The sequence below is a fragment of the Pinibacter aurantiacus genome (assembly GCF_019130065.1).
In the GTDB taxonomy this organism is placed as follows: domain Bacteria; phylum Bacteroidota; class Bacteroidia; order Chitinophagales; family Chitinophagaceae; genus Pinibacter; species Pinibacter aurantiacus.
In genome coordinates this window covers 340364-356747 of record NZ_JAHSPG010000006.1, presented here as the reverse complement: position 1 = coordinate 356747, position 16384 = coordinate 340364, and the positions used below count along the sequence as shown (strand labels likewise).

Sequence of the window (16384 nt, the reverse complement as noted above, 5' to 3'; positions counted from 1 at the left end):
CTCTTATATACCTCGGTGCCTTAGTGGTAAATATTTTAATCGCTGATCATAAACGAATACACCCCCGATCCAATCTCATACACTTCCTGCCCACCTTGCGTTCCAAGATATTTTATTCCTTCCATGGTTTGAATGCTTCTGTTTTTCTCAACAATATTTTTCTTATCAACTGGAAAATATATTACTGCTTTGCAATTCGCAGGAACAGCAATATTCCATCCAATCGAGTTGTCAATTCTATTCCAGCTGCTTTTTATGGCACCATACATTGAATGATAGGAAGCGTTCACTGAGCTCAGCTCTTTCACGAAAGAAGGTTTCATAATTATCCTTTTGAACGCAACTTCCTTATCATCTGATTTAATGCCAGCAAGGTTTTCATAGTACCACACAATTAAATCGCCTAACAACATAATGTGATTCTGTGAATTCATTTCAGGATTGGCTGTGTTGCCATTCCAAAGCTCCCAAATAGTAGTGGCGCCATTTTCAACCATATAGCCCCAACTTGGATAATCTTTGTTTGAAGCAAGTGTGTATGCTATTTCCGGCTGCCCATTATTAGTTAAGCCGCGCATGAGCCATTGCGTGCCAATAACTCCGGTGCTGATGTGTGAATTGTTCTCCTTTACAATCTTGTTAGTAATGTTATAAAAAACCTGCTGCTTGTTCCGTTCAGGCACCATGTCAAAATACAACGGTAACAAATTCGCCGTAACAGTGTTGTTACTATAACTATACGTATTTTGATTGAAAAATTTATTATTAAACGCAGTCTTAATCTTTTCGCTTATCCCATCATATTCTGCGACATCGTTTGTCTTGCCAAGCATTGTTGCAAAGCCTTTCATCAATGTAAGTAGCTTGTAGTAGCTGGCGGTCGCAATCAACACACCGTCTGTGTTGCGTAATGAGTCTTTTGAATGAATCAACTCTTTGGATTCAGGAGGCACGCACCAATCACCGTACTTGTCTTTGGTAATCAAATCGTTTTTCATGTACTTATCGCGCATGTAGTCCATCCACTTTTTCATAGACGCATAATGCTTTGCAATTGGCTCTTGATCACCAAACTGATGATACAACATGTCAGCAACAAGAAAATATGTTCCCGGCCATGTTACATTATCACTGTAATAGTTCCAGTAAGCGGGCGCCACGTCAGGGATTGCGCCATCTGGTTTTTGTGCGGCTTCGATGTCATCCAGCCATTTTGCATACAGCTTTGCATTGTCGAAAACGAAACTCTCACCATATGCACCTGTAGCGCGATCGCCCAGCCAGGGCATACGTTCATTACGTTGCGGGCAATCGATTGGCATTCCCTTGTAGTTGGAAGCTATACCCCACCATGCATTTTTATAAACCTGGTTAATTGTTTGATTCGAAGTCTCTAAATCTCCGATAGTAGCAACGTCATCATATACAACCTCACCTTCAAAGTCAGCAACAGAGGGCGTTCCCGGATAACTCGAAATTTCTACATAGCGAAAGCCATGATACACGAATGAAGGCCGCCATTCCTCAGTGCCTTTGCCTTTCAGAATGTATTTGTCTGTTGAAATGGCATCACGTAGATTCCTGGTGTACAGTTCTCCATCGGGCTTTAAGCTTTCACCAAAACGCAACACCACCGAATCACCGGCGTTTCCTTTTACCTTCATCTTTACCCAACCAGCCATGTTTTGCCCCATGTCCATTATGTAAACGCCAGGCTTTAGTTCTTTAACAGAAACAGGTTTCACGACCTTCATTACTTTCACAAACTCATTCATCTGGGCATTAAGCCTGCCTCCGGGAGCCTCCACCAATTCCGGTGTTTCCCATTTGCTGTCATTAAAAGATGCTTTATCCCATCCATTCATTTCTTTCCCGGCGTCATACTCTTCTCCATCATATTCATTGTTGGAACGAATAGGCCCATCGCCACAGAGTTTCCATGTATCGTCGCTAATAATTGTCTCACGCTTGCCATCTGTATACTCTATTTCAAGCTGCAATATCATTTTTGGAAAACCGAATGTTTTGATCTTTTGAGGCTTGTAGTTCTGGCGCATAGTGAAAAATCTGCCGTTGCCAAGTACCGTTGCTATTATATTTTTCCCCTTCTGAATACTTTCGGTTACGTCAAACGTATTATACATTACATCTTTCGTGAAATCCGTTGGAGACGGTGCCAACACCTGGTCACCAATCTTTTTACCGTTGATATACAGTTCATATAACCCCAATCCAGAGATATATGCCGTTGCTCTTTTTACGCGAGACGTTGATTCGAATTGTTTACGAAGGTATCGTGCAGACAATCTTGAAAACTTTGTAACACTATCCCATGCAAATGGTTTTTCCCAACCGATCCATTTTGCTTTCCATTCATTTACATCCAGGATTCCCACGCTCCACTCCGCTGTTTTACTCCACGGCATTTCTCTATGGTTCGTCCAAACTTTAACCTTCCAGTAGTATGCCGTTTTGCTCTTCAAAGAATTTCCACTATACAACACGTGTATGGATCGATCGGTGTTTACTTTGCCGGAGTTCCATACATCACCATCGTTTGCGTCGAGTTTTTTCTGCGAAGAAGAAACCAAAATTTGATAGGCAGTCTGAACGCTATTTCTCGTGTCGCTTATCTCCCAACTAAGTCTCGGATGAACAACATCAATACCTTGCGGATTCTGCAGCATTTCACAACGAAGATTTGTCGTCTCAATCCTTTGGGTGAAAGAAGAAGCAACAATTGCCACCAGCAAAACAATATTGATAATAATGTACTTCATGATATTATTTCATCTATTTGCCTGTAAAATCAAAGTATAGCGTTATGAACAATGCCCTGTCTTTTTCTTTTTCGTAATCGTAAAAAATATTCTTCTGCGCCATTATTCCTGTTGTCAAAGGCTTTTGCGTTTTTGTTCCAATGGCTGATATCCCCTGCATAAAGGAAATATCTCCCCCCGGAAACACCGGCACGAAATTCTGATACGGATCTTTTGAAACCTTTGGTGTAAACAGTCTTAAGAAAATATCTTCATTCTCTGTAACCACCGTAAAATTCTGATTGCTCGTGAAGAATTTGCACCAGTACATATTTGAATGATACCCTTTGAATTCAGGATATACAAAAGGCACTTCCCCGGTTGCAGTGTTGTTGTATTCTTTCTCCCACACGCCAAATTGAGTCCCCTTCATTCTGTTCTTCCAAACTCTGTAAGGCCCATCACCCATGTATTTCACAGACTTCATTGCGTATTCAGGAAATGAAAAATCCACACCAACTACATCTGTTAAATAGGCTGCAGGAAAATAATTCACTTTCATTTTTATCCAGCCGGATGGATAGATGGTCCATTCAAGTGTGTTGTACGATTGCTTTCTGTCAAAGGTCGATCTTATCACAATGTTGTTTCCTTCAACTGTATCTGTAAAGCCTGCAAAGTTCGTAGCACCTTCGTCCACAATGGGGCCGTTGTTGAAGGGAATAATGCCTTTATCATTCTTTACTTCTCTCAGCAACCCTGTATTACGACTAAACGTTAGCTGCACATTACCTGCATTCACAATATATAACGAATCCTGTTTTTCTATTTTCACGCTAGCATCACCATCCTTCTTAACAATACCGACAGCTGTTCCTGAAGGCAATGTTATTTTAAAACTCCATGTAAATATTTCACGATTGAAAGGATCTTTCGCTGTTACATATAACACGTCATAATTCTGCCAATCTGCAGGAAGCTCAATTTTCAACAAGCCCTTTTCCAATGGCTTAACATCAGGAGCAGCAATGGTTCCAGATTTTGAAGAAAGATTCGCCTGATCATTTACACTTCCAAGCTTTTGCAACTTCCATTGAAAAGAACAGCTATTGATATTGGTAAAATGATAACGGTTCTCTATTTTCAGACTACCATCAAATGCTGTTGTAATATCTTTTCGCTCGAAAAATATTGGCGACCAAACTTCTTTAATAGTGAAAAAACTTCCTTCTTTTTCATGATAGGGTCCAACGATTCCATCGGGAGCATGTTCTTTGTCTGTATCGATGATTCCCCCTTTGTCTGTCCGAACAACACCTTCGTCAGCAAACACCCACAAGAAACCACCTGCACAGATGGGGTTACGCCACATCTCTTCCCAATAATCATACAAACCTGCACCGTGGCCACCATCGTACATACCATGTAAAAATTCTGTTGGCATTACAATGTTGTGCCCATGCATATAATTACCGATACCATAATCGAAATCGCGGTAGTGCTGTGTATCAAATCCACTAAACACTTGCCACGGGTGAATTACAGGACGTTGTTGCATATCCCATTGCCTGAAATATTGATCCAGTTCCAGGTTATGCCCTCCTTCATTTCCGTTGGCCCAAAAGATAATCGACGGATGATTTTCATCGTTGTCCATCATTTCTTTCAACAACTTCTTCCCGGTTGGTGTATCATAGTGGCCATGCCATCCTGCCAACTCATCCATCACAAATAACCCGAGCGAATCACATACATCCAGGAAATGACTGTCCGGCGGATAGTGACTCATCCGCACCGCATTCATGTTCATTTCCTTCATTAGCAACACATCTGCTATACTTCTCCCCTTGCTGGTTGTCCTTCCGGATGTTGGCCAAAATGAATGACGGTTCACACCTTTCATTTTTACTTTTACGCCATTGACGTAAATACCATCACGTTCTTTTACTTCGACGGTTCTAAAACCAATACGTTTGGACACTGCATGCAACACGTTGCCATTTTGCATCAGCGTAAATACCACATTGTATAAATCAGGTGTTTCAGAAGTCCACTGTCTAACATTTTTGTATAAAGTCCTTACTTCAACAACACTATCACTGGCGCTTATTTTATCAACAGCGGCGATTCCTATCTCCTTTCCAGCCAGCGAGTAGAGCTGTACTTTTATTTCTGTTGCTTTACTATTTTTAGAAAGAAATACATTTGCATCAACCTCGCCATTCGCTTTCGCATTTACTGCGACCTTCTCAATATGTTGCTGCGGCAAAGCCTCTAAATAAACGGGTCTGAAGATGCCCCCGAATATCCAGAAGTCAGCCTTGCGTTCGGCCTCATTGACAGATTTATTATCGGAGTGTTTTGCCACCGTTACTTCCAGCAAATTATCTTTCCCATATTTCAGCAACTTGCTGATATCATATTTGAAAACGTAAAAAGATCCCTGGTGTTTCGCTCCTGCTACTTTGCCATTGATCTTTACGTCTGTGTCTGTCATGCTTCCTTCAAACACGATGTTCACCACTTTCTTTTTCCAATCTGCCGGCACCTTGAAAGTGTATCTGTACAGTCCCTTTTCTTTTCCTTTAGCGCTGTCTTTGTTGAAACCATAATTGTATTTCCCAACGCCCTGCAGTTCCCAACAGCTAGGTACAGGCATCGTTGTCCACTTGCCGGAATTGCGGCCTTCTGTGCAGTAGAATTGCCAATCAACAGTATTATCGTTGCCCGTGCCTGACAGGTATTGGATTTCCGTGTTCTGTGCGATAGAAGACAGAACAGACAATATTGTGATGTATGTTAATAGAAATCGTCTCATTATGAATGCAAGAGGGCGAATGCGATTCGCTCCTACGAAGCTTTAAATGTCTTTATATAAAATATTGCTACTTTTGTTTCCGGTGTTCCTGCGTTTGGCAAATCATACGTTTGCTCTGCCGGCGTGTCAGGTGTTGGGAAATATCTTCTTGAACCTGTACGAAACACAACGCGTTCAATCTTATCAACCGGCGCGAATGTCAACGCACGCAAAACTTGTTTACCATTCACTTCAATCGTGTACAATCTTGTGGAAGTATTGTATACCAGTTTTACGTTGTACAATTGATTGGCATCGTAGCCCATAACATTCTTATACTTTGCACCAGCCTTCACTTGTAGCCGTCCCGTCGAGTCCAATGTCATTCGAATGGCCACATCTCCTTTTGCATCCTGGCACTCAATGTCCATCATGCCGCAATTGTTTTGTGCCGTCATTATCGAAAATTCGATCGTTCCGGTTTTGCTTGCTTCAATTACTCTTTCCGCTTTTGCATACTCATATCTATCCTCATCTTTTAGCATGAGCATCCTGTCGTCATTTTTCTTCTCAATGCGAACAGGCGCCCATAGCGGACTATAGATGTTCCATTCATTCAATTCTTCACCGGCTTTCATTTTACTGAAATCTTCATCAACGGCACCGTTCACTTCGCTCTTAACAGGCACCGCTACTTTCGCAATCCAGATGTCTTCTTTGTTCACACTATAACTCACCCACATGTTTTTACCTGGTGGCGTTCCATCGCCTTCCATGATGCCGCGTATGTATTGCGGACCATATGATTTTTCATTACCCCCATAACGCATTGGAGAAATTTCTCCATGTAACAACCAGAGGTTATAATAATTCAGACCGTCATCACTCTTAGAAATGGCAAGCGGCCATCTGAATTCAGAAGGATTGTACACCGTTGCGAAGCGTCCGTCAGATGTGCGCTGTCCCCACATTTTCGCAGAACCGTTTACAACGCCCGGCGCTCTTGAAGCAGCGTCAGGCCATGTTTTGCCATTGTCATTGCTAATTGTAGTCAAACCATTTTTCCAAAAACCAACCACCCTGCCATCATTCAAATGATAATAGCAAAAAGCTTTATAGTCAAGGTGCAACGGAATGATCGGATCCTTTCTATCGGCTTCTTCCACCCACTGCATAGTGGTTAAAGGACTTGACAAAATTTCTTCACATGCTTCTACGAAGCCTTTGTCCTTGCTTGTTTTATAAAACGGATAGGATGTATTTTTTTCATTCCACAAATGATTGTAACGAATAAAATAGATGGGGCCAAAACTACCATCAGCATATACTTCGCGTATTACGCGGCCTATGCCGTTGCCGTCATTCGGGTCATCTTTCTTATCCAGGCAAATGCCATAAAACCCAAGCACCATCAGTCTTTTCTTCTTTGACACATAAAAGCCCATACGCTGGTGCATCACAGCCATCAGGTTTTTCGCTACTCCCTGATAGCCTTCTTTTGTTGTGCCATCAGGTATTTTATATTGCGGGAAAACAACAACAGGTTTCGTCCATGTGTAACCATCCAGCGAATTACACAACAATGTTTGCCCCGGAGGGATGTGTTCACCAACAGGATCACTCAAATATTCGAGATAGAATTTATTGTTCCAGTATGCCAGCATCGGCTGGTGGTTGTAAGTAAATCCAAAGCCTTCTGCCAATTCAGGATGCTCACGGTTGGCGCGAAACACCTGGATATTGTGCACACCAACTGCCGGAGTTAGCTGCCCATGATGATAATCCACGTTTACCAATGTATTACCCAGGTAACGCACCGTATCTTTCCTTTGCGCATGTAGAGAGGTAGCTATGCATGCGACGCCAGATAAAACGACGAATATTTTCTTAACGTTGTTCATAGTTATTTTTTCACACCGCCATTGTCAACAACAGCCGCATGCTTCTTTAAATTCTTCAAAGTCTTTTTTGTTACCATGAATACAGTTCCATGTTTATGTCCTTCGGGAATGGTTAGCAAACTATCAACGTTCTCAAAAGTTTTGAAATCGGTTGTTCTCACTGCACTATATTTTTTTGCGCGATAAGCGTCGAAGTAAATCAACCAGTCGTTGCCCGTTTTTGCCGCGCTTGGCCCCTCACAGAAATTGTCTGTAAAAGGTTGCGATGCCTGCGTGAAAGGCCCCAGCGGACTTTTCGCAAAGCAAACTTTTATGTTCCTGTTTGGTCTCGTATTGTCTTTTACAACCAACACATAATCATCTTTCCCTCTCTTTATCATCGTTGCATCAATGGCGCTGAAACCCTGATCAAAGAAGAGTTTTGAAGGACTGAATGTTTTAAAATCTTTTGTAGTCGTGTAGTACAAACGATGATTGTTGTCTTCTGCTTCTTCACCTTTTTCAAAACGTCCTGGAATGCATGACGCCCAAATGATGATGTATTGCTTGCCCTCATCGTCATAAAATAATTCCGGCGCCCAAACATTTACGGTTGTCGGTTCGGATTCCATCACTGGTATAAATTGTTCATGTGACCAATGAATCAGATCTTTCGAACTTGCATAACCAAAGCCTTTGTCTTTGTTCCAACCGCTTGTCCACACTAGCCGAAAAACACCATCGGGCCCTTGTATCATTGACGGATCGCGCATTACTTTTTGTCCCACTTCGGGCTGTAAAAAAGTTGTGTCAAAAGCCTTCCAGTGATAAGCATCTGCACTGTACATTAGCCGCAAACCATCCGTAGCCGGCTCATGAAAAGACGTAAACATGTAGACACTTTTCTCTGCGCTGCATGCCGTTAAAAGGACAGTAAAAAATATTATCGAGATTCTTTTCATTGTTACATTTTTTTCACCACTAAAGCACTAAGGCCACTGAGCTACACTAAGGGTTGCCAATTTTTTTGCGGCATTTTATTAACGCTACCGGATAGGCTTCGGAATAATAAATAACTCTTAGTGAAAACTTAGTGTCCTTAGTGCCTTAGTGGTAGCCTTCATGAGCTACACACCCTCTAACACCAGCACCCAATCATTCCCCTCCTTCTGCTCACCCGGCGGATCAAATGATTGAACACCTTTGTTGGTAAAGGTTCCGATGGATGTGTATTTACCATCACGAGGACTATACCAGGATGCCTTTACTTTTGCTCCTGATATTTTGCCCATGTTTATGCTAAATGTTCTGCCGGTATAAGTGTATGCGAATGCATAGTTTTTTCCCCTGGTTGCTATTACGTAATTGTATTGCTTGCCCTGATCACCGGCGATCAATGATTGATCGGGAACGCGATCGAAATAAGGTTTCGACAACATCAGATTTTTCAGGTAGATCATCTGCGACGCACCGGGCGCATTCAATTCATCCTGCCAGTAAGAGTTCACACCATATGATCCGCTTTTGTCTTCTTTCTTATGAAACTGCATAATGGCGTTGTTGCCATACGTATAACCCGCACCACCTGCAAAGACAGCCCAGTAGCCATAGCGCCTCACGTCACAATCTTTCCAGCGAGGTGCGGAAGAATCATGCAGACCATGTGGAATGGTCTCATAAGAAGGCTCTCCCTCTATTGTTGGCTTCACGGGAGTAAGTGTGTAATCCATTTGCACAAACTTCCAGTTATCTTCACCAAAGTGTATATCACCAATGTTTTCCTTCGTATCATTCTTCATGGTGTCTTGCCTGTAATCTTTGTGACCGGATTGAAACATATTGAAATCCAGCCACGCTTCATTATGGAACCAGATGGACGAAGTGGAACGACCGCGTGGATGAAAGGTGATCAAATGATTTGGATCTTTTGCACGCAACGTGCTTCCTATCGTGTTCCAGACATCAATAGAATCAGCACCTTTCACGTCACCACCATTTAACCAGATAATGTTTGGTTTGTTTTTGTAACGCTCGGCCAGGAATGTTGCATACGCTTTCGCCTGGGCAAGTGTTACATGACCACTCTTTACGGCGCCGCTTCCCCATGTTGGCACAAGCGCCATATAAATACCTCGTCGTGCCGCTTCATCAATAATGAAATCTATGTGGTTCCAATAATTGTTATGATCGGAATCTGCGGAAGTCTTTACTTTTGAAATATCTCTATTAATCAGTGCTGAATCGTTGTAGGCATTCACGGCGTTCAATCCATGCAACATCGACGTTTGAATGACGTTGAAGCCTTTTGCTTTTCTGTCGTTCAAATATTTCACCACATCTTCTCTGTTGAGTTTGCTGCATAACAACCAACCGGTATCGCCTAACCAAAAGAACGGCTTACCTTTTCCATCTGTAAAATATCTGTGATTGGCAGAGATTTTCAAAGGCGCTATCTGATTCACCCGGTTGCCTGTAAATCCGCTTAGCAAAGCAATTGATAGTATCAATAAGATTCTAGTCATAGTAATTCAAAAGGAAAAAATAAAAAGTCAAAATTTAATATCATACTCCAAACGCTATTGTCAGTCGCTGCTCTTATAGTCCGTAGGACATAAATATCAATAGAATATCATACAGCGAAACCCTTTTTGTCCGTAGGACATAAACAAGCCGAAATTCAGATTAATGCCCTACGGGCAATGGATTTTTAGTTACTTTTTTCTATTGATGTTATTCCACTACGTGGAATGGTATCATCAGCTTAATTTGATGCAAGCAATCGCATACACCAGGCTATTGCATTTAAGCCTATGCTTTATGAATCCATGCAACAACAGCACCGTTAACTGATTGCGGCTTTTTCAACTCCACAACCTTTCCTGTTTTTATCTTTTCTTCTTTTATTAAATTTCCGTTTGATGGGCTGATCCATTGCACTTTATATTGTCCTTTCACATTTGTCAGATCAATCAATGGAGAAGATGAAGAAGCACTGTACACCACGTACTCCTTTTCTTTATTGCCCAACATCCACTGGTCCTTTACTCCGCTTGAAAGTGGAACGATGTCCATTGTCGCTGCATCCGCCAAAAAGCTTTTGTCAGCAATTGCAGGAATCACCGGCAATGAGCCACCGGCCATAAACACCGCCCAGCCGTAACTATCAAAGCTGTCGCCGGAGTAGATCACTGCTTTATCCGGATATTTTGTTTTGTATTCAGACACTGCGCGGTACACCTGTTCAAAAGATGTTTTGCCCGGCTTCACCAAACGTGCATGCTGCCGTGGCGCAAGATTTTGCCCCCCCAATGGTGCATATGCGGAACTATCACTTCTGTAATGCCAGTAACGTATGTCAATCACATCAATCGTTGCCGCATATTTATTGTCAGCAAGAATTGCATCCTGCACATCTTTTGTTACGCTCAATGAAATGATTTCTTTTTTATTTTTCTCTTTCTCCCATGCAGCAATAGTGTTTACCCAGAATTGCACGAAATGCAAAGGCCCGGTAAACTCTTCTCCTATCGTTTGTATCACGCCATTGTTATCGGCAAAATTGTCCAGGCACTGCCTTATGTAAGCTCTATGCAAAGGCGTACGAACAGGGTGTGTGGTGTCGTAGAACTGTTCCGCCATAAACACACGTTTGTCGCCTGCAAATGGCACGGGTTCAGGAAAACCTGTGTTGTTGATATTGTTTACAGGCCGCCATGGAAAATCGGCGTAGTGTGCTCCTGCCTCAATAATGTTGTGCTGAAAATAATCCTGGTGAACAAGCAATAATCCTTTTTGATCTGCGAGATCGGCGTATTGCTTCAATCTGCGCCAGTACCATTTATTGTATTTGGTAAGATCATATTTGCTCAAACCGTCCCATGCAAACTCTTGCCCTGTTCTTGCAAATGGCAACTCGTAGAATGGTGGCCATACTTCACCATCCATTCTGCGGATCCGCTCATGATCGTCTCTTCTTCTTTCATACCACAATGCATAGTTTTGTTCCATTCCTATTGCACCGGTTTGTTTTAATTTATCTGTCAGTTCGTTTAAGTCATCAGTCAGTCCTTCGCCTTCTCTTCCAGGTACATAACGAGTGATTGCAGGTTTTGATTTTGCTGCTTGCAAATCAGATGCGTGTACGCCACCTGACCACCACGGCACAGAAATTCTTTTACCGATCAGCAACTCATTTCCGCGAACAATCTTACCATTCACTATTTTCATGGTAGGCGCCAACGCAGCGGCAGCAGGCGCTTTGTAGCCTATCACATCAATTGTTTTTGCCGTGCCTGCATCGGTGCTGATCGGATTTCTTTTTGCAGACATGTCGATCCACTCCGTCAATTGCAAACGCGGATTCACAGATTGCGTCGTTAACTCTGCAGCTACTTTTACAGAAGGACTGCTCGATGCTTCTGTTTCTACTTTTACAATTTGTGCCTGTGGTTCCACATTTTTATTCAATCTTTCAGCAAGTTGCGCGTAGAAGAAACTTCGCGGGCCGATCGTGTTATTTGAATTGCCCCAATACCCATCTCCTGAAAATTGTGCCCATGAACCAAACGACCAGTTCTGCGCGGTTGGCGGTTTGTAGCAATCTATTCTTGCAGCAGAACAGTTCCAGAATACGCTGTTGGCCGCGCTCCATCCAGCACCTTGTCCGTCTTGTCCGCGATTGCCGAAACGCAATGCATTGCCATCGCTGCTGACAATGTCAAACAATATTCCTGATGCCCAACTATCAATACCACCGCTAAAATTATAAGGCAGATGATTTTCGCATTGCACAAAAGCATTCGGACCGGGGGCACAATAACCCACTGCAAAATCATGGTAACCAAACTCTGCGTAGCAGCGCTGCACAAGGTTTTGTTGTCCTGTAATTAAAAATGTATAACGACGTTGACCGCCAATTTCCGATACAGGCGACAATGATTTACAATCTTCAACTGTCACGCGTTTGGAGGTTTCCAACACGTTTACCGCAGAACCAGCAAAGTGTTCAAATGTCACCTGGCGCACCCAGGCGTCCTGTGTATTTTCTATGGTAATGGCCATCCAGCGATGGCTCTCATCTTTCAAATTATTTTTATCGAATGTGGATACGCAGCGCAGATTTTCTACACCGGCATTGCTAACTCTTCCGCTCCACTGATAAGTATTTACTGTGCCTCCGCCATATTGTTTATCCAGCGCTGTAGTCAATGGCGCATCAATGGTAATGGTGTTGCCTTTAATGGTTGTAATTTTTCTGTCGAAGAAAATATCTCGTTCACCAGCTTTCCAGCCCAGGGCAGTGATGCCTCCGCCGAAATGCTCAGTGCCCAATGTTTGAATCCATTCTTTTGTGGAGGGACGTTGGATAACGATGTCGTCACCAACTTTCAGATTTATTACTGATGCAAGTGTGAATGTAGTTGCATTTACAGGGACGTAATTATCTGTAACTGCGATTTTATTATTTTCTTTTTTGTCGTTTTTGCCAACAATTCTAATTAATGTTTGCCTGTCATCTCCGGCACCTAAGAGAATGGTGCCATCCTCTCCCATACCACTTCCACGAAGGACAACACCGGAAGCTTTGATTTGCAAACCACCAAGCACTTCATAAGTTCCTTTCTCTAACAATACTGCGCCGCGAAAGCCGTTGTTATCAAATGGAAGAGACGCAACATAGTCCAACGCTGCTTGTATGCGTACTGTTGCATCTCCTGCTTTTACAGGCACAACCACTTTTACTGCGACAGTTGGAATTTCTTTTTCTGAGGCCATGTAGCCGCAGTAAGAGAAATCTGGAACGCGATTGCCCAATGAGTCGGCCACGTACACAAGTTTTCCTTTTGGGTCAACATCAACAGGGTAAACCGGCTTAACATTTTTCTTTTGCGCTGATACCATCTGCAGAGCGATGGCGACAAAACCAATTAGAAGAGCGCTATGTTTTTTATACTGATGCATGAAACCTCTCTGTTCTTTTTTGCTACACGTTTTGTTACAAAATTTGCAGAGACGCAATGCGGCGCCTCTGCTACTTTACAAAATCAAAAATTACGAAGTAAAATATCAATGAACAATAAACGAAAAACTTATAAGATTTGAAACTTATTGCCAACTTGTATAAAAGCTTTGCTTGTCATCCCGAGGCGCGAGGACTCCGAGTTTGGCACTGCCATGCCGACGAAGTAAACTCCCAGATCCCTCCTTCGTCGGGATGACTAGCAACCTTTCATTGGTAGTAGAGGCGGATGACAATCCGTCTCAAAGACGATTAATCCGTCTCAAAGACGATTAATCCGTCTCAAAGACGATTAATCCGTCTCAAAACCAAGACGGATTATTATCCGTCTCTACTTATTCTTCTTCGCCGCTTCCTCTTTTTTCACTCTATCCGCCCAATCTGCGCTTTCTTTCTTCATATCATAACCGCGCGATGCGAGGTAGTTGTTGATCCTGCCTTTGTATTTGCCGAACCATGCATGTTTCTTTTCAGAAGACTCTGCATCTACCGCATGTTCGCGGGCTTCTGTCAGCCAAACTTTGATTTGTCTGAATTCTTCAGGGCTTGCTTTTAACAGCATCGCCTGGTAGCCTTTGTAAGTAATAGGCAATACATTGTATGTCATGCCGTCTTTTATTTGCTCAACCTGCTCAGGGGTAAGATCCACCGCAAGCTTTGCAAAATATGCGCAATGCAGATCATACAATTTTGCATTTGCTTCGTTTTCCAAAGCCGCGACTTTATCTTCTGTTACTTTTTTATCTTCTGTTTTGTTGCTTCTTACTTCTTTCGTTTTGGCGTTGCGTGCATCATGAACAGCGTTTAGATCTTTATATTGCTGAACAACGGTTTGCAATACCCGATTATACACCGAAGTATCTTTTATGTTGAGCGCAGCAACTATTTTATCTGCACGTTTTACCAATACATTGTTGTATTCAGCTTCTTTAGCTGCTTTGGTTGTATCCTGCGCGTGGAGCATGCAAGGGATCGCGAGTGCCAGGAATAATGCGTATAGTTTCATGTTCGAAAATTAAAGTCAAAATTAAAAAGTCAAAAAGGGAGCACGCAGATGACGCTGATTTAACTGATTTGCACTGATTAGAAATCAAAATTAAAAAGTCAAAAGTCAAAAGTTAGGAGCCGAAGCAGAAACCATTTTGACTTTTGACTTTTTACTTTTTACTTTATTATTTCAAGCCGCCTCTTACTGCTAGCACATCTACGTTCAATTTAGAATCTTTCCAATTTACTTTTTTCTTTGGATCGATACCGTTGATGTATTTTTCAATGTTGGTGTATCCATCACCATTGATGTCTTTAACGGCATCAGATGGATCTTTCGGATTCAAGCCGTTTGCCAGTTCCCATGTATCAGGCATGCCGTCTTTGTCGGTGTCTTTAGGAGGGGTTGCAGTTTTGTATTCAGGATAGCCGCCTACTTGAGATACATCGGTAATGATACCGATCTTGTAGGAATCAAGTGCCAAACGACGATGTTTAAATTGTGTTGTAGGTGCTACCACATTTGGAGAGGTAGTGATTTTCCCAGTTTTCACCTGTGCAACGATACGCTCATCAACGGCATCGCGTTTAGGTAAAGTAGCACCAGCATTTGCCAGTACATAGTTGTATGCATCCGCAGCTGTCATAATGGTCAACTGAGGCATTGGTAATGGCTTGTTCCATTTCATGTATGGAGTGTATTCACCGGCGTTCGGCAGTTCTTCAACCTGTACGCCACCATCCCAGTTGTCTTTTGTTACACGCTCGTTACCATCTACGATATTGCCATTTACATAACAACGGCCATACTGTCTGTAAGACAATTTGCTTCGTCCTGATTCCGGTTTCAAAATACGGAAACGGAGGTTGTTGTTAGGTGTAGCGGGACCCGGTTTAAAGTAGTTGTTGATCATGTTATACATCGCGGTATAATCGCCACCATCTACAGAACGGTGTACCCAGTTGAACACGATGTTGTTCACAAAGTTAAAGATGCCGTTCTCGCCTACCGATGGATTACGTCCTGTATTGTCTGCCCAAAGGTTGCGCATAAACGAGCAGTTCACACCGCCCAATGTGCTACCGAACGCGTGGTTGTAAGTGTCGAGCGATTCCGAGAAAATAGAATTTTGAATAGTGATATTGGCAGTAGGAAATTTGTCTTCAATTTTCCCAGTGCTGTCATTGTACATGTGACGATACATACTCATGTTCTCGTCAAGTCCCCAGCTTGCAGAAACGTGATCGATCATGATGTTACCAACAGGGTTGCCGCCTATCGCATCATCGCGACGACCCACATTTGTTTCACCGCGACGGAAACGCATGTGACGAATGATAACGTCGTGGGTGTTTACCCAAAAAGTTTCACCAGCTACGCAAACACCATCACCAGGCGCTGTTTGACCAGCAATTGTGATGTACGGCGCACGCACAATGATTGGTGATTTCAAACGGATGATACCTGAAACAGCGAACACCACAATTCTTGCTCCTCCTGTTTCGCAGGCTTCGCGCAATGTGCCGGAGCCTCTGTCTTCGAGGCTTGTCACATAAATTACTTTTCCTCCGCGGCCACCAAGAACAAATTTACCGCCACCTTCCGCACCAGGGAATGCTGGAATATCTGCCTGTGGCAAATCTTCCGTTCTGTGTGCCCAGGGAACGTATGGACGTTGATTGTTGGCGGCTTCGTATTGAATAACCGGATATGCCTTAGCCCAGGCTTCGTTGGAGTTCTTCCACTCTTCCTTCAACATTGAATCTGCCGAGGCCTGAATGTCTGCAGGCACTTGCGGATATTGGGCAGAAGCCTTGAACCCTAACCCCAATAATGAAGACATCACAAACATTGACACAAAGTGTTTTTTCATCTGTATATTTTTTATTTCATTTTGGCCAGATGCCCGCCTGACTGACCTTGTCGGGCAGGGAATTCGCC

At 42.9% G+C, this 16384-nt stretch carries 8 protein-coding genes; all 8 read right to left on the bottom strand.

The genetic code is table 11. The features are described 5' to 3' along the window. Window positions 1-35 precede the first annotated feature (35 nt). A complete protein-coding gene (locus KTO63_RS10860; RefSeq protein WP_217791301.1) occupies window positions 36-2780 on the bottom strand; it encodes an alpha-L-rhamnosidase in 2745 nt (914 codons plus the stop codon). A 13-nt stretch (window positions 2781-2793) separates the two neighbouring features. After that, window positions 2794-5577, bottom strand: coding sequence for a glycoside hydrolase family 2 protein (locus tag KTO63_RS10855; protein WP_217791300.1), 2784 nt, complete (start codon window positions 5575-5577; stop codon window positions 2794-2796). A gap of 32 nt (window positions 5578-5609) precedes the next feature. After that, window positions 5610-7457 (bottom strand): exo-alpha-sialidase, encoded by a 1848-nt coding sequence (locus KTO63_RS10850; RefSeq protein WP_232373123.1) that lies wholly within the window; start codon window positions 7455-7457, stop codon window positions 5610-5612. Between the two features lie 2 nt (window positions 7458-7459). Then, window positions 7460-8398 carry a glycoside hydrolase family 43 protein gene (locus KTO63_RS10845; protein ID WP_217791299.1) on the bottom strand — a complete coding sequence of 313 codons (939 nt, stop codon included), beginning with the start codon at window positions 8396-8398 and terminating at the stop codon, window positions 7460-7462. 165 nt (window positions 8399-8563) lie between these two features. After that, window positions 8564-9958: a glycoside hydrolase family 140 protein gene (locus KTO63_RS10840; protein WP_217791298.1), complete on the bottom strand. Its 1395-nt coding sequence runs from the start codon at window positions 9956-9958 to the stop codon at window positions 8564-8566. Between the two features lie 286 nt (window positions 9959-10244). Then, complete coding sequence (locus tag KTO63_RS10835) at window positions 10245-13397, bottom strand: DUF6298 domain-containing protein (RefSeq protein ID WP_217791297.1); 3153 nt, start codon at window positions 13395-13397, stop codon at window positions 10245-10247. 389 nt (window positions 13398-13786) lie between these two features. Continuing rightward, window positions 13787-14461: a DUF3826 domain-containing protein gene (locus tag KTO63_RS10830; RefSeq protein WP_217791296.1), complete on the bottom strand. Its 675-nt coding sequence runs from the start codon at window positions 14459-14461 to the stop codon at window positions 13787-13789. A 166-nt stretch (window positions 14462-14627) separates the two neighbouring features. Beyond that, on the bottom strand, window positions 14628-16316 hold the full coding sequence (locus tag KTO63_RS10825) for a pectate lyase family protein (RefSeq protein WP_232373122.1): 1689 nt from the start codon (window positions 16314-16316) through the stop codon (window positions 14628-14630). Between the last annotated feature and the right edge of the window lie 68 nt (window positions 16317-16384).